General features: G+C 44.4%; 16 protein-coding genes. 6 read left to right on the forward strand and 10 right to left on the reverse strand.

The window, feature by feature from the left end; translation table 11 throughout:
- The first annotated feature begins 200 nt into the window (after positions 1-200).
- Entirely contained in the window at positions 201-1895 is a 1695-nt protein-coding gene (locus MKX41_RS23055; RefSeq protein WP_042192597.1) for a methyl-accepting chemotaxis protein, read from the forward strand.
- A 95-nt stretch (positions 1896-1990) separates the two neighbouring features.
- Here the strand turns inward: MKX41_RS23055 and MKX41_RS23060 are convergent, their stop codons facing one another.
- From MKX41_RS23060 to MKX41_RS23075, 4 genes are all read right to left on the reverse strand, one after another.
- A complete protein-coding gene (locus tag MKX41_RS23060; RefSeq protein WP_340973292.1) occupies positions 1991-4006 on the reverse strand; it encodes a bifunctional diguanylate cyclase/phosphodiesterase in 2016 nt (671 codons plus the stop codon).
- Positions 4007-4234: 228 nt separating this feature from the next.
- Positions 4235-5893 carry a hypothetical protein gene (locus MKX41_RS23065; RefSeq protein WP_340973294.1) on the reverse strand — a complete coding sequence of 553 codons (1659 nt, stop codon included), beginning with the start codon at positions 5891-5893 and terminating at the stop codon, positions 4235-4237.
- On the reverse strand, positions 5886-6686 hold the full coding sequence (locus MKX41_RS23070) for an ABC transporter ATP-binding protein (RefSeq protein ID WP_340973295.1): 801 nt from the start codon (positions 6684-6686) through the stop codon (positions 5886-5888). Before MKX41_RS23070 ends, MKX41_RS23065 begins: the two co-directional genes overlap by 8 nt.
- Positions 6687-6887: 201 nt before the next feature.
- Entirely contained in the window at positions 6888-7280 is a 393-nt protein-coding gene (locus tag MKX41_RS23075; protein ID WP_340973296.1) for a winged helix-turn-helix transcriptional regulator, read from the reverse strand.
- 114 nt (positions 7281-7394) lie between these two features.
- Between MKX41_RS23075 and MKX41_RS23080 the strand changes: the two genes are divergently transcribed.
- Positions 7395-8408 carry a zinc-dependent alcohol dehydrogenase family protein gene (locus tag MKX41_RS23080; RefSeq protein WP_340973297.1) on the forward strand — a complete coding sequence of 338 codons (1014 nt, stop codon included), beginning with the start codon at positions 7395-7397 and terminating at the stop codon, positions 8406-8408.
- Between the two features lie 60 nt (positions 8409-8468).
- Here MKX41_RS23080 and MKX41_RS23085 read toward each other — a convergent pair whose 3' ends face one another.
- Both MKX41_RS23085 and MKX41_RS23090 read right to left on the reverse strand, forming a co-directional pair.
- Positions 8469-12197 carry an S-layer homology domain-containing protein gene (locus tag MKX41_RS23085; RefSeq protein ID WP_340973298.1) on the reverse strand — a complete coding sequence of 1243 codons (3729 nt, stop codon included), beginning with the start codon at positions 12195-12197 and terminating at the stop codon, positions 8469-8471.
- Positions 12198-12270: 73 nt separating this feature from the next.
- Positions 12271-13053 carry a hypothetical protein gene (locus tag MKX41_RS23090; RefSeq protein ID WP_340973300.1) on the reverse strand — a complete coding sequence of 261 codons (783 nt, stop codon included), beginning with the start codon at positions 13051-13053 and terminating at the stop codon, positions 12271-12273.
- 411 nt (positions 13054-13464) lie between these two features.
- On the opposite strand from MKX41_RS23090, the gene MKX41_RS23095 reads away from it, so the two are divergent.
- Positions 13465-14823, forward strand: coding sequence for a dicarboxylate/amino acid:cation symporter (locus tag MKX41_RS23095; RefSeq protein ID WP_042194660.1), 1359 nt, complete (start codon positions 13465-13467; stop codon positions 14821-14823).
- Positions 14824-14913: 90 nt separating this feature from the next.
- On the opposite strand, the gene MKX41_RS23100 is transcribed toward MKX41_RS23095, so the two are convergent.
- The 4 genes from MKX41_RS23100 to MKX41_RS23115 all read right to left on the reverse strand — a co-directional run bounded on the left by MKX41_RS23100 (position 14914) and on the right by MKX41_RS23115 (position 18889).
- A complete protein-coding gene (locus tag MKX41_RS23100; RefSeq protein WP_340973302.1) occupies positions 14914-15909 on the reverse strand; it encodes a Gfo/Idh/MocA family protein in 996 nt (331 codons plus the stop codon).
- A 160-nt stretch (positions 15910-16069) separates the two neighbouring features.
- Positions 16070-17023 (reverse strand): 1,4-dihydroxy-2-naphthoate polyprenyltransferase, encoded by a 954-nt coding sequence (gene menA, locus MKX41_RS23105; protein ID WP_149645390.1) that lies wholly within the window; start codon positions 17021-17023, stop codon positions 16070-16072.
- 38 nt (positions 17024-17061) lie between these two features.
- Entirely contained in the window at positions 17062-17838 is a 777-nt protein-coding gene (locus tag MKX41_RS23110; protein ID WP_340973304.1) for a DUF6081 family protein, read from the reverse strand.
- A 133-nt stretch (positions 17839-17971) separates the two neighbouring features.
- A complete protein-coding gene (locus MKX41_RS23115; protein WP_340973306.1) occupies positions 17972-18889 on the reverse strand; it encodes a prenyltransferase in 918 nt (305 codons plus the stop codon).
- Between the two features lie 335 nt (positions 18890-19224).
- Between MKX41_RS23115 and MKX41_RS23120 the strand changes: the two genes are divergently transcribed.
- The 3 genes from MKX41_RS23120 (at position 19225) to MKX41_RS23130 (ending at position 20938) form a co-directional block, all read left to right on the forward strand.
- Positions 19225-19848: an acetate uptake transporter gene (locus MKX41_RS23120; RefSeq protein ID WP_340973307.1), complete on the forward strand. Its 624-nt coding sequence runs from the start codon at positions 19225-19227 to the stop codon at positions 19846-19848.
- Positions 19849-19902: 54 nt separating this feature from the next.
- Positions 19903-20220, forward strand: a complete 318-nt coding sequence (locus MKX41_RS23125) for a hypothetical protein (protein WP_076297950.1) — start codon at positions 19903-19905, stop codon at positions 20218-20220.
- Positions 20221-20461: 241 nt separating this feature from the next.
- Positions 20462-20938, forward strand: a complete 477-nt coding sequence (locus MKX41_RS23130; protein WP_042131456.1) for a DsrE/DsrF/DrsH-like family protein — start codon at positions 20462-20464, stop codon at positions 20936-20938.
- Positions 20939-21010: the final 72 nt, after the last annotated feature.

Below are 21010 nucleotides of genomic sequence, written 5' to 3' on the forward strand. Positions count from 1 at the left end.
AGAACTGGTCAGGATTCAATGCTTTTGTCTACTAAAGATTTCATAATCACGTTTATTTCCATAATTTTTCCATCAATTTACAATATCCGACACAAAAATACTATATTCTATGTAAGGTCATAGGCTTAACGATACGCTATAATCGTAGCAGTGAGAGCGATTGTCTCCGAAAACATATTTTGTCAAGGTTGGTGCAAAGAATGAAATTGGCAACTAAATTAACTTGGATGATGTTCATCGTGTTACTTCTTGTTGGATCATCCATCGGGTTCTTCGGATACCGTACTGCGTATAAGCAAGTAGACGAAGCAGCAGGTATCGAATTGGTAGGATGCGCCAATATTACAACCGGGCTGATTGACCCATCAGATATTACCGCGTTAATTGCAGGAGATCAAAGCAAATTGGAGGCTGTCGAAGACCGGATCGGTTGGATTGTGGCACATAAGGCTATTTTTAAAGAGGCGTTCATTTTATCGCTAGACGGAAAGATCCTCGCCGCAGATTCAAGCTTCAAAGCAAGAGGTTATAAAGCAGGCGACACTTTTTATTTCTCAGATGAAGAGAAACAAATGATCACTAAATCTAAGCATTCCGCTTACTCCAAGGTTTATACATACGAAGGTACCTCACTTAAGACGGGTTACGGCCCCATCTATCAGGATCATGATCCGTCCAAGCCTATAGTTGCTCTAATGGCTATTAACTTCGATGGCCCATTAATTCAAGAACGGACCCGAGACATCATTGTTCAGCCTTTTATTATCGGGACTTCCATTCTAGTTATTGCTATTGTGGCAGCATATCTCTTAATCCGCCGAATGGTAAGTCCACTAACGAAGCTATCCAGAGGCGTAAATCTTGTTGCACAGGGTGATCTTACTCATGATCCTATTTCATTCAACAGCAAGGATGAGATTGGTACACTAGCTCGAAATTTCAACGGCATGACGCAGAGCTTGCGCATGCTCATTACCGAAGTTAATGAAACCTCCATGCAGGTGGCGTCTTCATCCGAAGAGCTCTCTGCCAGCGCACAGGAAACTAACCGTGCTGGTGAGTACAGTGTCAACGTTTCGATTGAACTTGCCGATGGAGCTAATACACAATTGCAAAATTTGGAGGGTGGATATAAGTCTGTACAAGACTTGTCACACTTCATTACAGAGATTGCAGGAAATGCTGATAATGCAATGAATAATGCTACCAGTAACGCCGAAAAGGCTCGTACAGGTCGAGAAGCAATGGACTCTACTACACAACAGATGAGCATCGTCAGTGACAGCATCACTGATTTAGCTGTCATTATTGAAACCTTGGGTGGCTACTCCAAGGAAATTGAGAATATTGTGGGCACGATTGCGAGCATCGCAGAAGAAACCAATTTGCTGTCGCTGAATGCAGCCATTGAAGCTGCAAGAGCCGGAGAAGAGGGAAGAGGCTTTGCGGTAGTTGCACAATCCGTACGCAAGCTTGCCGAGCGATCCGCCCAATCTGCTGCTCAAATCGGACAACTCGTAAGCATCATCGTAAATCAGATGGACCAAGCAGGAGAAACCATGAAGCGCTCTACAGAAGAGATGGATCAAGGCCGGGAATTAATCGTAACGGCAGGTCAATCCTTCTCCGAGATTGAGATGTCCGTCTCTGGGATGGCTTCACAAAGTCAGCAGATTTCCGGAACAGTCCGCGAGCTAGCCTCCATCTCCGATGGTCTCGTTACTACTCTACAGAATATTGTAGACGTCGCTAATCAGACAGCAAGCGGTGCGGAAACATTATCCGCCTCCTCACAAGAGCAGCTTGCAGCCATGGAAGAAGTGGAGTCAGCTGCAGGTTTCCTGTCCTCGCTAGCTGAGAAGCTACAGATTCTAATTGAACGTTTCAAAGTATAATTCTTCTTATTCATGTAAGTTCTTAAACTTAAAGGGGCTAGCGACCAAGCAGAGAAATTCTGCTTGGTCGCTAGCCCCTCTTCTATGTATTGAGATCACGACGCTGCCGTATTCGCTATAAACCACTCACCCAGCTCATGTACAGGCATCGGCCGACCGTAATAATAACCCTGCATGACTCTACAACCCAGTGATTTCAGCAATTCAATCTGCTCTGGTGTCTCCACACCTTCTGCCACGACTTCCATATTAAGATGAGTCGCAATCGCAATAATATTGCTGATAATAGCTTTCTTGGAGTGCATCTTGCTGTTACGAATAAATACTTGGTCAATCTTGAGTGTGTTCACTGGGATTTCATCCAAATTACCAAGGGAGGAGAAGCCTGTCCCAAAGTCATCCAGCGATACTCTTACCCCAAGCAATCGAAGTCTAGACAGCTGTGCAACCGTCTCTTTCATGTTATGCATCGCAATGGACTCTGTAATCTCCAGTTCGAGAAAGTGTGGCTCTAATTCTGCACATGTGAGTGCTTCCGCTACAACATCGTATAGACTCCCATCCTCAAACATCCGTGCGGACATATTAATTGAGACCGGTACGTTAGCTATCTCTTCCTTATGCCAGAACCTGTTCTGGCTACACACATCATGTAGCATCCAATAGGTAATCGGAACGATCAGTCCGGTCTCCTCTGCAATAGGAATGAATTCCGCTGGCGAAATGATCCCATGCTCTGGGTGTCTCCAGCGCAGCAGCGCTTCAAGACCCACCGTAACATTCATATATGAATCCCATTTCGGCTGATACACAACCATAAACTCAGAACGAGCCAAAGCTTTTCGAAGATCCTTCTCTAGCGACATCCGCCGTAACTGATGGCGATTTACTTCCTGGTCGAACACACTGCATTTATTCTTACCTGAATCCTTAGAGGTATAAAGAGCCGTATCCGCAGCCTTCATTAGCGCTGAGCGATCAGTCCCATGCATAGGAGTCATACTGATTCCAACACTTGCAGTAACATATAGCTCATTGCCCTGAATACGATAGAATTCCTTAAGTTCATGCATAATATGCCCTGCTTCTTCCTGCGCACCCTCCAGCGTGCAATCTGGAAGAGCAATCAGGAATTCGTCACCGCCTAAACGGAATATCTTTCCTTTATCCCCTACAGAACGAATTAATCTAACAGCGACCTCCTGTAGTAACATATCACCTATATCATGTCCCAACGTATCATTAATCGACTTAAAGCGATCTAGATCTACAATAAAAACAGCACCAGATCTACTTTCAAAAAATTCATCTTTAAAATAGCGTTCTAGTCCATGTCGATTCGGCAGCTCTGTTAGCGGATCTTGATAAGCCATTCGTTCAAGCACATGGCGATCCAGAAATACGGCGCCAGCAGAAACTGCGAGCATAAGTAGCGCTGCCAGCGAAAATGCCATTAACAGTATAACATCAGTCTCTACAAAAAAAGGGTTGCTTCCAGGTAAGTTGTTATATTCAAAATGACAAGCCTTTACACTTGTGTAATGCAATCCGGTAACTGAAAATCCGATAAACAACGCCGAGTATAGCTTCCATCGCTGAAACCCTGCGCATTCTTTAAACTTTTGAAACATCAATAATCCGATATAAGACGAAACCAAAACCAGAATTACAGCAACGGCTTGAATCCATATATCATAATGAATCCTCGTCGCAATCTTCATAGAAGACATTCCGATATAATGCATAGCCGAAAAGCCGCTTCCCAAGAGAATACCACCTACTACTAAATTCCATATCTTTAACTGAGGAACAGATGTGATCCGGAATGCCAAATAGCAGAATAACACACCAACTAATAGTGATATTATAGATCTGCCTGGATAATAATTGACCTCTGCCGGAAAGCGACCCGCCATTATCCCAACATAATGTATTGCCCAAATACCGCAGCCTAACACACAAGCTCCCGAGATCAACCACAGACGTCGGATTTTGCCAGTAGAACGTGAAACTTGCGAAATCAGATTCAGTGCAGAATAAGTAACTGTCGCCGCTAGCACAAATGATAGTAAAACAATCCAAACATTATAGTGGATTCCCATTTTATCCATTAGTTAACCTCTTCACCGGTTTTGAATCCCGTAATCGCTCAGCGTATTTCTCAAGTAAAAAATCAGTACACGAATATCAGATATGGAAGAGTGCGTAAAGATTATAGGTTATCCATAAAAAGAAACTTTAGATGTATTCTACTCTGTATTCAGAAGATTGTCTAAGTAAATACTGGAATTTATACCCTTTTTTATTACGCGAAAAATGTCCATATTTGACACAATCACTCAACCCGGAAAACTTGAACCATGACCTGTTGATGATACATTTTTGGGAAAGGTAATTCGCCATATCCATAGATTCAAAACTACCAAAACCAACAGGTAGATATAAACTCCACCCATAAACAAAGTGAAGACATAATGAATGCCTGCCATCCCCATCAGCAAAAATAACAACCCAAAGGAGTTTGCGGTGTAATCCTTCTGTTTAGCTGCCTCATAACGTTCTGAGAAAGGTAGTACCGGGGGATAAGAACGGAAACAAATGACCGCATAGATCAGCATTGCAAACAGCACGACTACCAAGTCTGGCACAATCCGCAGCCCAAACAACCAAAGATACACTATCGCTTCTATAGCGAATAAAGGTAATAGCAGGCGAACTATCGCTGCCTTAAGCATTCCACGATAGATGGGTGCGGTGTTTGGCAGAGGAATCAGCTTATAAATCCAAGAGCCTTTATAACCCGCAGAGTACCTTAGCATTAGAACAACCGTCTGAAGTAACGTCGCACCGAAATAAATCATCAGGTATGTGTTCGAATCCTTGATAGACGATGCATTCCCATCCCAAAATATCCCAAATATAAAAATGAACGGGAAGACAATGGAATAACCGATTGCCGGATATACCTTTAACTTGAAGTCACGCTCATTCTTCATCATTGACCAGCTAAAACGAAAAAACATGCCCTCTACCGGGTTCTTACAAGTTACTTTCGACAACCAGTCCACCATTCGGGCGTTACTTTTGCCAACGTTCCCTTGCTCTGAAAGCTTCTGTAAGCTCTTTTCGAATAAAGGCATCAGCTTAATATAAGCCACAATCAGCAGAACCGGAATTACTAAAGCTAGCACTGAAAGCACCACGAAGTGTGTATCTCTCGCCCCGCCAATCAACATCTCAAATGGAGCCGCAAACCAAATCGGAGAAATCAAATACTGCCACCATGCCGGCTTAAAAGAGAGGCTCAATTCAGCAATATCAAACAGTCTAACAACGAGCTGATACCCTACTGTAATCCCTATAGTCAAAATGATCTGTACATAATTAATAATATCTTTGAGCTTCTCCCCGTCGAAAAACTTCATGATCAGTAAATAAAGCAGCGCCGTAATGACGAGGATAAAGCAGTCCATCAGAATGATCTCAACAGCATATATTAGAAAAAATAGTACTCCCTGTTTGAACAGGCACAAAATCAGCGAAGGTCCGGTCAATGTCAGCGTCACTGAAAATAAATAAATGAAAATGTGGATGCTCTTCGCCATGTTTAAGGTACGGCGGTTCACTGGCTTTGAAGCCAGTATGTTTTTGTCCCGAAGATCAAGCATCACGGAAGAGAAATCAGAGATCAGTGTGGTCGTAATCATAAACATCACTACACCAAACACTAGACTCATCTGCAGCATATAGTTCCCCGTTAACATCATAAGAGGAATTAACATGACGCCAAAAAGTAAATAAATCCATTGCACCCGCAGCGGCGAGCCCTCTTTCTTCTCCTCCTTCTTCTGCATTCCAGCGAGCACTGTCGGTGTTCTTCTTCCGTCCATCGTCAGTTTGACCTGCAGAATACTCCGCATCACATCATAATCAACTCCGATTCGGCTAAACCCACCTCGCAGCTTATCCAGAAGCTTCAGCACATAGAAATCAGTCATGAGAAGATACCTCTTGCATGACCGCAACAAATTCCCCAGCAATATCAAGGTATTTATCAAATCCAGTTAATTGATTAAAAATATCCTCAAGCGACCCTTCGCGGCCTTTCTCTCTTAGCTCAGCAAAGCTCCCATCCGCCACGATATCTCCACCATCGATCAAAACGATCCGGCTACTGATCTTCTCAACTACATCCATGATGTGTGAAGAATAGAAAATGGTCTTGCCCCTTGCCGCCAAAGATGCAAAAATCTCCTTTACCACCATTACGCTATTGGCATCCAGACCGCTCAACGGTTCATCTAGAAACAGAATATCGGGATCATGAAGCATGCTGGAGATCAGCAGTACCTTTTGTTTCATCCCTTTGGAGAAGGTTGCGATCCGCGAATCATAAGCTTTCTCAAGACCTAGCAAGGCCATTAATTTTCCAGCCTTGTAATCCACATCACTACGCTTCATGCCATACAACTCACCTACAAAAGTTAGATACTCCCTAGCGGTGAGGCTATCATATAATTCGGCTACTTCCGGCACATAACCTATTCTTTTTTTGTAAGAAACATCTCCATCAGCAATATCCCTACCGAAAATCTCTACTTTGCCGTTATAGCCTTCTACCAGACCGAGCATAATCTTAACAGTTGTACTCTTTCCTGCCCCGTTAGGGCCGATATAGCCAATAATTTGTCCTCTGTATACCTTAAGGTCAATGCCCTTTAGCACCATTCGGTCCGTGTAGTTCATCCATAAACCAGAAATCGCAATGACTGGATCATCAGCAAGGCCCATATCCTAATCCCCTCTCTAGCGACTAATTGACGATGTTAAAAATTACTATTTCATAAAATTACAATAATTGTATCATTCAACTGAATCCCACTCCATAATTTAACTCACTAATCTTATATCTATGAATGCTAATGCCCTTTTCAACACAAAAGGGAGAACCATTGGTTCCCCCTTAGAGTGTAGAGATCTATCCCACACAAATTATTCTGTTTGATCCACTTCATCATATGAAGCTCTGGCCTTTTCAACCCATACATAATTTTGACTCGTCCACCGATTTAACGCTCTCATAGGCTCAAGTAAAGATACCCCTAGGGGTGTTAGAGAATACTCTACGATGGGTGGAACGGAAGGTGTAATCTCACGCTTTACCAACCCATCTCGTTCCAGTTGCCGCAAAGTTTGAGTTAGCATTTTTTTAGAGATGCCTTCGATTCGTCTTCTGATATCACTGTAACGAATGATTCCATCTTCCATGGCATAGATGACCAAAGCTGTCCATTTATTAGAGATAATGTCAAGGACCTTACTGTACCCACAAATCGATAGCGAGATATCAGGCTCTACGGTATTCGTCGAAAATGGATTGTTCATATAAAGTCCTCCCATGCACTTTTTGGTTCCCTGGACACTATAAAGTGCCTCCTTACTTAAGTGTAATTTATGGATTATTGTATGTCTATGCACTTCAAGAAGGAGAGATTGCACATGAAAGTATACGAAATTCAAAGTCAATTTGGGCTCGATCAACTGAAGGTAGCCGAACGTCCAATTCCTAATCCTGGTTCTGGTGAAGTTCGTATAAAAATGCGGGCAGTTTCCCTTAACGCTAGAGATTTAGGTGTCATTGATGGTTTTTATAACCCAATTTTGAACTCTCCTTTAATTCCGGTATCGGACGGTGTTGGTGAAGTTGTTGCTTTAGGTGAGCATACGTCCAGATTCAAGATTGGTGATCGGGTAAGCGGTATTTTTACTCAAAGCTGGATTTCGGGAGAACCTACACAAGAAAATTGGGTGAGCTCATTGGGAAGTCCGCTTGATGGGTTGCTTGCAGAATATGTTGTGCTTCCCGAGGAGGGATTGGTTCGTGTTCCAGATCTATTAACTGATGAAGAAGCGGCAACACTTCCTTGTGCTGGTGTTACAGCCTGGCATGCTATTGTTGAAGAAGGAAAGGTGAAGGCTGGAGAGACTGTAGTGATACAAGGAACGGGTGGAGTTTCACTATTCGCGCTTCAATTTGCCAAGCTTCACGGTGCACAGGTGATCATCACATCAAGCAGCGATGAGAAGCTTAAGCGTGCAAAGGGATTGGGAGCGGATATTGGTATCAATTATTTAAAGACCCCTGAATGGGATAAGGCTGTTCTTGAGCTGACAGGGGGACGTGGGGTAGACCATATTGTTGATCTCGGTGGATCATCCACATTAAATAAGTCAATCGTGGCGCTGCGGGTGGGTGGAAGGATCAGTCTGGTAGGCGGTCTGTCGGGCTTCCAAGTCGAGGGCTTTGAAATCATCCCTGCAATTCTGAGAAAAGCACGCCTTCAAGCCATCAATGTCGGAAGCCGTGACATGTTTGAGACGATGAACCGTGCGGTTGAACAAAATGGACTTCGCCCTATCATTGACGCTGTATTTCCATTTGAACAATCTGTTGAAGCATTGCAATACTTGGCTAAGGGTACACACTTCGGAAAAATCTGCATTAAGTTTTAACAGTAGAACCCCCCTGTAAAAAAGCAGGGGGGTTCTACTGTTATATTCAGCTACCGCCAATCATTTCGATAATAGATTATAAATGACCTGTGCCGCTTGCGCTCTTGTAGTAACTTCTTTAGGACTCAGCTTGCTATTCGCTCCGGTTACTACACCTCTTTCCACCAGCGCCTGAAGGGCTTCCTGTGCATAGCCAGCAATTTCCCCTGCATCACCAAAATCAGAAAGAGCTACAGCCTTCTTCTCGGATGGCAGTTCACCTAGCGCTACAAGTGAGCGATACAAGAGTGTAAATAGCTCCTGTCTAGTGATCTGAACCTCTGGCTGGAATTGATTATCTCCAGAACCTGTGGCTACCCCAAGGCGCTTAGCAGTCGCGAGATAGTTCGTGTAATACGTATTGCCCGCATCCGCAAAATTATCAGTTGCGGTAGCGTCGGGTGTGATGCCATAAGCATTCAAGAGCAAGACTATGAATTGCCCTCTAGTTATTGCAGCATTCGGACTGTAATGCTCTGCATCCGTACCGGATGTGATACTGCGTGCCGCAAGATAACCTACTGCACTGCTATACCACGAAGTTTCTGAAACATCCGCAAAGCTTACCTTGTTATATCCAATAATATATTGGGAGAAATGTGTGGTAACAAAATCTACGGTTCCCTTGGCAGCGTTATAATTCCCGCGTACATTCTCCAAGCTTCCGTTGGTATTGATATGGTATACGATGACCGCATCTTTCTGTTCTCCTGCTTGCAGTGTATACGGCACACTGATATGGATAATGCCCCCACCAAAGGTGGAAATGGTACTCTGACCTGCTTTTACCGACAAATCATAAACCGGTCTGTCCCCGAGAACGGCCTTACCTTCTGCCGTTAACGAAACCTTAGCAATGGTTATGACAATATCCCCTGCATCCGAGGCTGAGCTGATACTTGCCAAAGATTTAGCATCAAGCGTAATCGTACCTACATTCTCATAATGAATGGTAATCTCGGCCTTTGTACCAGAGACCAACTCGTTAATTATGCTTCTCGGTAGCGTAAGCTCGGCTGTTTGGGTTTCAGAAGTAGCTGCTACTTTAATTTCAAGTACGGCTTTCTTCCCATCCGCTTCTGCCTTTTTAGCAAGATTCACAAGCTCGGTAGCCGCTTCCTTCGTGATTGTTGCTGTGGTTACTCCTGTGGTTTTATCCGTTTTAGTTGCTGCTGTTGATGATAAATTCACAGTGTTACCGGTTGTTGTTGTAGCAACCAGTTGAGGGCTTGCTGTTGGTGTTGGTGTGGTCGTGCTCGGCGCAGGATTGCTGCCGCCAGGCCCACTTGTTCCTGGGTCTGAAATAGATACATAAGCAGGGACAATAATATTAGTTACTGGACTCGCCTTATAACCTTCTTTCGCTGCGTATCGAACTTGATACGTACCTGGTATTAGACCTGTAATCTCTTTATCTGGTGCATACACATAATTAGTCACACTGGACAGCTTATATTCTAAGGCTGTTGTGGTTCCTGTAATTTTCCCATCATTGTTCGCAGTAGAGGTAGGTGCTACCCCCTGTAAACCGGATGGCGCTGCTTGCTCTGCAGTGAATACTGGAACAATCACTTCTGCTGCTCTGCCTGCATTAAATCCTTCTTTGGCTGCGTATCTTACCTGATACGTCCCCGGTACCAGTCCAACGATCTCTACATCTGTTGCGTAGACATAATCGGTAACTGTTGATAGCTTATACTCCAACGCTTTCGTAGTCCCTGTGATTTTGCCATCATTATTGGCTGCAGTAGTCGGTGCCACCCCTACTAGCCCTACAGGAGCTGCTTGCTCGCCATAGGCCGGAACTTCAACAGTAGCATCTTTACCTACGCTGTATCCTTCTTTTGCCGCAAATCTCACATTATAAAAGCCCGGAGTAAGACCTGTGATGGCTACGCCTGTTACAGGCTTATAATCAGCTTCTCCAACACCCTTATATTCCTGCCCTTCAGCTGAGCCCGTAATTTGCCCATCATCGTTAGCTTCAGAAGTAGGAGCTACGCCTAATAGACCTGTTGGAGCTGCTTGTTGATGGATATAAGCAGGCACCTCCACACTTACATCTTCTCCAGCATTATAAGGAATGATCGTCGGTCCCGCTGCGTTCGTTGGTCCTTGATATCCTGATGTAGCCGCATATCTTACTTTATAAACACCAGGCGCAAGCCCTGTAATTGCTGATCCTGATACTGGCGTATATGCCGTATCTCCAGCCAGCTTATATTCCAAGGCCGAACTTGTGCCCAAGATTTGCCCATCCTTACTGTCTGCTGCGGTTGGTGCAACACCTGTAAGTCCAGCGGGCACAGCTTCCAGTTTAGAGAATAGCTTATCCAGAGCTGTTGTAGTGTTAGTGTATCTGGCTCCGACTGGGTAATTCGCCTGCACGTAATCCGGTTGGATGTTCGTCCAGCTGTACATAAGCTCAATATGCCCTAGAATAGGTGCATTAGTGCCGTCTGCATCTTTGTTATCCTTGTTGTACGTGAACAGATATGGAACCTGAAGTCTATCTCCAATCACGGTATCTCCAAGCTCATTCACATAACTAATCACAGATGGTTTGGCTGCTGTATTGTTCTCGGTCTTGATATTAGTCAGATAAGTACGGACCAAATCAACATACAACTTCGCATATGGGTGATTGGTTGTTCTAATCTGAAGCTCATTATTATTGTGCGGATTGGCATTGCCCTTGGTGCCGCTGTTGTTGCTTGGTTCAGCAACCGTCACCCCAGAGTCGAGCTTCGTATCGAAGAAGTAGACCTTATCGATATTATGCTTTTTGGCATACTCATTAATATATTTGATAACCGCTTGCGTGTTGGGGCACCATGATCCACCTAACAAAATCGCATAGTTGCCATCACTCGCCAAAATTTGCTTCAGCTGATGGTAGGTCACATGTTCATACACGAGCGTACCGTCCGATTCGTTGAAGATCGTAGGTTTGCCCTCATTTTCGCCCTCGTAGTTCTTGTTAAACGCCGCCTTGATATAAGCAGATTCATCGATCGTGTTATACCCAGAAGCGGCACTAAGTACCTCTCTTACTGATGCTTTATACGCATTAACCTTCGTAGCATCAAGTGTTCCGTTCGTCAGGAACTCATTCCACGAGTAGCTTTTATCCAGATAGGATACAACAGGAGCGATATTTCCTTGTGCATCCTTGTGATCCTTGTTGTATACCAAGAGAAATGGAGATTCGATCTTATTAGCAGTTACGACATCCCCGTTTTTATTGGTATAGCTAACATTGCGTTCTGGAACATCCTTCGAGGACAGATTCAAATTCTTTAAATATTTGTTTACCAGGTCAACGTATTTGTAAGCAAATTTATTATTGCTGTCTGCAATCTGGAGCGTGTCACCGTCCAGCTTAGTATCAAAGTTATAAATCGTAGAGATGCCATATTCTTTAGCTACTTCATTGATAAAGCCGATGTCGGCCTGTGTATTCTCGCTCCAAGCGCCGCCAACCAGAACAGCGTAAGTGCCTTCACTCTCAAAAAGATGAACGATATCCTCATAGGTTGCCGTTTTAAATACATGGTTAGGATCATTCAGACGGTCATAGACATGACTGAAATAATCAAAGTGGCTTACACCACTACTTGAGCCAAAAGAAGTTAGCGCCTCTGCGTTATCCGGATTAGCATAAGCTCTTCCTGCCTGAGTAGGCAGAATTAGCAGGGAGGCTGCCAGCAGCAGCGTTAGAATTTTTTTAAAGGTTAATGGTCGTATCATTATGTGCACCTCGCCTTAAATAGGTTTATGTGATGTATGGGCTGAAAGGAATCCTGAATGAGCCTGCCGCTCATCAAGGACAAACCTCTTCCTCAGCGGCTGGTGCCGGTGCGGGTGCCTGAACCGTTTCCGCTGGAGCAGCTGCTGGTGCGCTGACCGTGGATGATGCAGGTGCAGAAGACGATGTCTTCGGTTGGGCAGACTCAACGACCGGAGCGGCTGTCGCTTTAACCACCTCAGTTGTGGAGAAAGTAATGGATTTCGATTTCGAAGGTGCTTCCGTTGCCGTTACTACAGGAGCCACAGTGGCCTTAGGCTGAGCAGATACGACAGGAGCAGATGTCGGTTGAGCTGCTTTGGCAGTTACGATTGCTTTGGGAGCTGCCGTAGGCGCAGCCGTTGGAACCGGTGTAGCTGTTTGAGTTTGCGTTTTGACAGTCGCAGCTACCGTGGTTGTAGTTGTAGCTACCTTAGCGGTCTCCGCGGCTGGAGCTGCGGTCGCCTTAGGCTGAGTTTCACCCACCGCTGGAGCTGCTGAGGCAACAGCCTTCTCCGCAGAATCAACGGTTGCTTCTGGGGCAGCAGTCGCTTTTGCGGAGACAGTCTCCACTGCTGGAGCTGAAGATTCCGGCTGAACCGTTTCTGTAACAGGAGCCGAAGTGGCTTCTGCCTGAACAACGACTACGGCTGCAGAAGTAGCTACGGGTGCCGCTGCTGCTGAAACGGATACTGCTGTATTACTGCTTGCTTCAATGGATGCTGCCTCTGCTGTTTTTTTATTAGCGGATACTGCGGCATATGTCAGTGCGGAAAAGACAACAGTTGCAGCAACCAAAGATATCGTAAGTTTTTTCATAATGTGTACCATCCTTTTCAAATAAAATAAGACCCAACACGGCACGTATTACGTACCTGTTGAATCTCTGGCTGTCCAGTCGATCCATGCCACTTCACTACATTTTTGCACTTTACCTCCATTACCTCTCCCTTCTCTAAAATAAAAAAAGAGACTCAACGAGACGCAAAATACGCGTCTTTCGTTGAATCTCCGGCTGTCCAGTCGATTCCAATTGGCTTGTGATTAAGTTCCATATTATTCATGACGATGCGCCTTGTCAATCAATTTTTATTTTTCACATGGTTTTTATCGGGATTGATTATTTTTAACATATTATTACATTGACTTTACTATAAATTCTATATAGATTGATCTCAATAGGATTAATCACATTAAAAAACTAGGTTTAAGGGGGTATTGGTAGTGAACATAGATAACAACTTGTTATCCGCCATCGAAACGAACTGGTATGGATTTGTAGCTTCCATATTTGTTTTTGCAATTTTGTTTCTACTGGCACGTAAACGCATTGGATTTGGTACTCGGGTACTCATCGGACTTGGCATCGGACTTATTGCCGGAATATTCTTTCAATACTTCGATTTAGAGACCAAAGCTATCAGTACGTTCGGCAGCATTTATGTCAGCTTGATTCGCATGCTCGTCATCCCTTTAGTATTCATACTCGTATTAAACAGTATTTCTTCCTTAACTAATCTGGAGTATCTGCGCAAAATAGGGATCAAAACCTTCGCCTGGTTCCTCGGAACGACGGGTATCGCTTCTATTATCGGCCTATCGGTTGCGCTGCTGTTCAATCCTGGTCAAGGGATACAACAGGATGTACCTGCAGATTTCGCCGCCCGGGAAATTCCGACCTTCTCACAGGTTATTCTAGACCTTGTGCCATCTAACCCTGTGAATGAAGCAGCTACGGGTAAGGTTGTGCCTCTGCTCATTTTCGCTATCTTCCTAGCAGTAGCTATAATCAAAATTGGCTCCAAGAAACCGGAAGCCGTGAAACCTGTACGTGATCTTATTGAATCCCTGACACTGATACTGCATCAGGTCGTGAAATTCATTATTCGCTTGACGCCTTACGGTGTCTTCGCACTGATTGCAGGAATTACCGCACGTTATGGCTGGGAAACGTTGCAGGAGCTGGGCAGCGTAATTATTACCTCATATGTCGCAATGATTATACATTTTGTTCTTATCTTTGGCGGGTTGGTTCTATTAGTAGCGAAGGTGAATCCAATTCGTTTCTTCCGCAAAATCTATCCAACCATTACCGTTGCCTTCACGACTAGAAGCAGCTACGCAACACTTCCTGTCAATCTTGAAGTGATTACGAAGCGCCTTCATGTCTCCCCGCGGATCGCGAGCTTTATTGCGCCGTTAGGAGCATCGGTCAACTTTAATGCGTGCGGTGGCATTTGGCCGGCGATTGTGGCTGTGTTTACCGCCCAAGTATTCGGTATTGATCTGAACTGGACTGACTATATTACGCTGGTCTTAGTAAGTATCATCTCTTCTATTGGTGTAGCTGGCGTACCTGGACCAGCCGTAATCTCCACTACGGTGGTCTTAACCGCTCTTGGCCTGCCGCTTGAAGGAATCGCTATCGTTGCAGGTGTAGAAGCGCTCATCGATATGGGTCGTACCGCTGTAAATGCAACAGGAACAGCTGTAACCGCGTTGTTGGTCGCGAATTCAGAAGGTGAATTTGACCGCGAAGCCTTTAATAGCAATGATGACGAAGATGATATTCTCTTGAGCACAGTTTAAAATCCGAATATGCAAACAAATAAACCTCCGGCAGCTGCTTATGCAGCAAGCCGGAGGTTTTTTTAACGTAGATCCATATTAGATTCGCTGTTACACCATGCTAATTCTTTGCCGTTGTTTAGCTGAAGCAAGGCAGGTTTCAACCAGCCTCATACTTAGTACCGGATCCTCCGGTGCAATGAGTCTCTTACCTGTGAACACAGCGGCTGCAAAATCATCCACCTGCCGAATGTATGGATTAGCCCCTGTGGCATCGACCCGTCTCACCTCATCACCAGTGTACACAAAGAATTCCGCATCCTCGTCTCTAGCGTTGAAAGGCATAGGCACCTCAATTCGTCCCTCGGTCCCAAGAATCTCTAAGAGCTGGCGGTTATATGCCCACATTCCGCAATCAAAGATCAAGCTTAAACCATTTGGAAACTCCACCAGCCCTGAAGCCATCATATCTACATTATCATGCTCAGGGGAGAACTTCGCATGCACGGTCACAGCTTCCGGCTCCGTCCCAAATAACAGTCGTGCCGCACTTAAAGGATAACAGCCAACATCATAAAGCGAGCCGCCACCCCAAGCCGATTTAAAACGAATATTTGAAGTGTCTGTAGCATCATTGTAAGTAAATGTACCTCGAATCGAGCGTAATTCTCCGATTTCACCGCTAGCGATAATTTCCTGGAGTTCAGCAATCCGTGGATGATGTCGATACATGTATGCTTCTGCTAAGTGGACGCCTGCATCGTTGCATGCTTTCACCATCTCTGCAGCCTCTGCACTGTTCAGTGCGATCGGTTTCTCACATAACACATGCTTACCTGCTTCTGCCGCACGGATCACCCATTCTCGATGAAGATGATTAGGGAGCGGAACATACACCGCATCGATTTCTTTATCCGCAAGTAACTCTTCATAACTGCCATATGCTTTCTCTATTCCGAACTCTGCGGCTACAGCGCTGCTTTTTTCCAAGCCACGACTCGCTACCGCTGTAATCACTCCCGAATCTGAATTCATGATAGCTGGCATCACTGAGCCAGTCGCAATCTGCGCACAGCCTATGATTCCCCACCGAAGTTTTTGTACCATAATGGCTACACCTCTTCCCTTGGATTAGTTACTATACTTTAAGACACCTTATCATAGAATGAAACTCATCACTAATAGAAAAGTACATTCAGAGCGCAAAAAGCAGCACCCAAAGGAGATTCGACTCCGATAGATACTGCTTTTTAATCCAGTGGAAAAATTACATTATCATATTTAACAGCACAGCCGCACCAAGTACAGCAATTCGCGCCGCGTTCATCAACACGAAATTTTTGACAGCAAGAATAAAGGTACTCGCCTTCTCCTGCTTCTGTTTGAACAAATCGATATTTCGGTGCAATGGGATCAGTGTAAGTAGAATCGCCAAGACAAGAATAGGGTTAATCCCCAAGATCAGCAGCACTACAAGATCCAGATAAGAGACATAGTATAGATATTTAAACAGCACAAGCGCATTACGTCGGCCAATGTAGACCGGAAGTGTGTACCTGCGGTTCTCCACATCTTCATCAATATCACAAATATTATTAGCGAGCATAATCCCTGCAATCCCCAGAATGGCAGGAACAGAGAACCAGAACAGGTACAGCACTTCCATAATATTGATATTCAAGCTGACCCAACCGTTCTGAAGCAACAGCGATACCACATGCTCGTCCGTATGAATATAGGCAGAAATAAAAATAATGACAAAGCCCATAAACAAACCCGAGAACAACTCACCTAACGGCATCCGCGAAATCGGGATCGGCCCGAACGAATAAAGGATCCCTATCAAGAACGACAGCCCACCCAGCAAAAAGACCAGTAAACCCGTCTGCGTAACAAGCGCAATCCCGCCCCCTGCAGCCAGAGCCAGCAAAATAACAATCGTCGCCACGACGGTGCTCTCTTTTAGCTTAAAATGCACAATCGCATTATGCGTCTCATAGCCATAGCCGTGGGTTTTGGAAGCTTTTTTGAAATCGTAATAATTGTTAATCGCCGTCGTTGCCATATCAAAACTAAGCAGGGAAACGAACATCAGACCAAAACGCAACACATAAAAATCCTCAAACCGATACAGGGCATACAGCGTTCCCATCAGAAAGGGGATCATACTGGCTACTTTTGTCGGCAGCTCCACAAATCTTAGAAAGCTTTTAATATTCACACCATACACCCTTATTTATCAATTGAGCCTGCAAGGTATTACTGTTCTATCGTTGTAATCTTCACTGGGGACCATTCTGCAATAACTGTCTGTCCATGCACAGACACACTGCCTTCAGGACTCAGATCCTTCTCTGTCATAATTCCAAGCGCGACTGTAAAGTTGTTGAACTTGATCGGAATATTTTTCTCACGGCGCACTTCTTGGCCATTCAAATAGAATACAGCCTCATCGTTGCCACGGTGGTACGTTATGCGGTAGGTATTAAATTCACGTGGTTTGAAATCCGTATCTTCTTTAAAGATGCAGAAATATTTCGTTCCTTTGCTCTCTGGTACTTGTACCCCCGGGAACGGCAAAATACCATATACACTAGCATATTTATCATTTCCCGCAAAAAAGTCTAGCGCCGCACCTGTCGTAAAATCAAGCAAGTTCAGCGATACATAACCATCGTACAAATCTCCAGGTGCTGTTCCTTGTGTACGGCTACGAATTTGCAGCTCAAAGCTAATCTCTCCGGTCTCAGGAATTACCACTGGCTCCGCGGAGTAATACATATGCTTAGCATTGTCTAGAATTTGTACTTGATGGTTCTCGCGGGATAATTTCGCACGCACATACAGCGTATCATTACGAACGATAACTACCGCTTCCGGTTCACGATAAGCCCAAAAGGATCCATCAGGCAGTGTAAATCCACCTGTCTTCCAGACCTTTCCTTCTTCTAAAATGGAGTGGAAATCTCCAAGCACCATTTGATTGCCTTTAACATTTGGTTCTTCCTTCAACAGTTCCTTGTCCTTCTTTTCCATGAAAGCTCACTCCTTCTGTATGGTAATTATTAGTACAAGCAAAAACGCCTTCAGCGTCCCTAATGGACGGTAAGCGTTTATGCGAGAAATATAAGGATAATGTATAGCGTGAAACCTATATATTCTTATATTTTCAGAATAATCCTTGAATTAGTAAGGTTGCTGCCATCACTACTCCGCAACGAACGGAGGCTTTTTGTGAAGCACCCATGAGCGGGATATAGGCTGGTGAAGCATTATGCGGCTTCAGTCCACGATAAATACGAATCGGCCAGAAGGCCGTAACCAAAGCCAATAGTGCATAAACTGGAAGTACGCCCATTAGCACACAGATCACCACAGATGCATAACCGGTGAAGAGAAGCACACGCGAGAAGACAAGGGCCTTCTGTTCACCCCACACTACAACAAGCGTAAGTTTTCCAGCCTGCTCGTCCGCTTTCCAATGTAAGAAATGATGATTAAACAATAGCAATGTAGTCAAGAATCCAACCGGCAATGAAAGGATGACAGGCTTCATGCTAAAATGACCGGTTTGTACGAAAAAGGAACCTAACACAGGCATGATCCCAAAAGCTATAAAGATAGCCATCTCACTGTAACCTTTGCCGCGATAGCCATACCGCAGGGGTGGGGCTACATAGAAATAAGCGATTAAAGCACCTACAAGTACAAACCAGAGGATATTCCAACCGCTATATATACTTAGGACTCCACCACAGATGAGGGCAATCGCCAACATACTCCAGGTCATCTTTGCATAAAAAGACTCCGAGAGGATTCCACCTGTCAGTAGCCCGGAGTTTGTGCTGATTTCACCAGCGGAATTCTTCGCCTCTGTATCTGTTCCGTTGCGATAATCCCACAGATCATTCACCATATTGGAAAACAGATGCGCCGAAATCGCCCCTATTAAGGTTAGAATAAATAAGACCGGATGGAATGACCTTTCCCATACATATGCCCCAACTGTACCTAAAACAATCGGGATAAGCATAACTGAAAAACTCCAAAACCGGGTCGCCTTCGTAAATAATGTCCATTTGCTCACTTCAAGCTTACCGCCTTTTCATTATGACTTGATAATAATTATCACTGACTATTATACATCAATTTTCAACAGATTGTGAAGATTATCACTGCATATAATGTCTAATCTTGACATAATACCGCGGTTTGTTTGGCTAAAAGGTTTCTTCGTTGAAGCTAAAAATGTAAATAACCTCTTATTGGACATAAGGCCACCCTTTTACAACAAAAAATGAGCGCTGTTTTATAGGCAAGCACATACCGATATGATATGATAGGCAAGCCTATGAACAGCGCTCGTTGAGTGCTGTTTTTAAGAGCGTAAAACTATATATAATAATGGAGGCTTTTACTGTCATGTCAGCGCAATCCCCTAACACCCAATCTGTCAAAATCGTCACCGCAGACCCTAGCGCCATCGGGCTATTCGGACTGGCTATTGTCACATTGGTTGCTTCTTCACAGAAGCTTGAGTTTACAACAGGACTTAGCTACGTCATTCCTTGGGCTATCTTCCTGGGAGCATTTGCTCAACTATTCGCCGCAATTCAAGATGCTAAGCACAACAACACCTTTGGTATGACTGCCTTTGGCGCCTACGCTTTCTTTTGGTTCGGCATGGCTAGCAGCTGGCTGATCAAGCTCGGCGTATTCGGCCCAACGCTTGCAGAGGCTGTAGATCCTAAGCAGCTCGGATTTGTATTTCTGGGTTACTTGATCTTTACAATCTTTATGACCATTGGCGCGGTTGAGGCTAATAGAGTTTTGCTTATCATTTTTGTATTGATAGATTTCCTTTTTATTGGACTAACCTTCGATTCCTTTGGTGTCGCTCCAGAATTCTTCCATAAGCTTGCTGCTTGTGCCGAACTTGGAATTGGTATCGTATCCTTATACGGATGTGGCGCTTCTGTGCTAAACGCTCATTTCGGACGCACTTTCTTACCGATCGGAGCTCCGCTAGGTATTTTCAAGAAATAGTAATTCACCTTTTTTGAATCCTAACTTTTGCAAGCCGAAAGGATGCCTGAGACCATGCATGTCCTATCCTCTTCTGAATTAGCCGTAACCGCTATATTTGCGCTTATTCTCGCAGTTATTGCCTATTTGATCATTCGGAATATCCCAAAGATGTCTGGAGATATTGCGGCTTTTCGCAAAAGAACACTGGTCTGGACCCAGGTTTCGCTTGTACTAACGGTACTTCAGCTGAACTTCAAAGCAGGCGACTGGCGATTTTCTATCGTTCTTGGACTCATCGTATTATTTACCGGAAGCATTTGGCTTTCCGCCCGTTACCATGACATCCGCAGCACCTTAGATCCAGAATCCAAAGATTCTGAAGTACATTAGTAGAAGCTAGGTAACAAAATAAAGGTGATGAAGCTCCCGTAAGGGGGCTTTTTTTGTGAATTCGGAAGGTCCCTTCGCATACTTCTCCCCTCCATAACCATACTAATGACATTCCAAGCTAAAACGCCTACGGCGTCCTCTTAAGGAGGCTAAACGTTTATGCGAGAATTATAAGGATAACGTATATCGTGAAACTTATACTTTCTTATAATTCAATATAAGTAACGGGAGGACTATCCAGGTGAGTAAAAAAATAAATCTTCTGATGTTCAGCGGAGAATACGACAAAGCCATGGCGGGATTGATCCTAGCGAATGCCGCAAGAGATATTGATGTAGAGGTTACGATGTTTTTCTCTTTCTGGGGTTTGTTTCTGGTGCGTGATCCGGAGAAGATGACGCTAGAGGATAAAAGTATTTATGAGAAGCTGATGGATGTCATTACGCCAAAGGGCCCTGGGCAGCTGCCACTCTCCCATTTGAATTTCAGCGGGCTGGGCCGGATGATGCTAGAGGAGATGATGGAGGAGCAAGGCGCGCCGAAGCTGATTCATTTTCTAAAAGGAGCTCGTAAAAAAAACATCAAGTTCTATGCCTGTAAGCTCTCCGTCGAAATCATGGGCTTTAAAACAGAAGAACTGCTGCCAGAGGTCGAGATTATCGATGCTGCGGCGTATTTAAAAGATGCTTTGGAGAGTGATGTTCAGCTGTTCATTTAGCGGTTGAAATTAATTAATATAAGAAAACATAAAGCGACATGGAGAATTTCTCATGCCGCTTCGGATTTCAAT

It is taken from the genome of Paenibacillus sp. FSL R5-0475, assembly GCF_038004585.1.
GTDB lineage: Bacteria > Bacillota > Bacilli > Paenibacillales > Paenibacillaceae > Paenibacillus_AQ.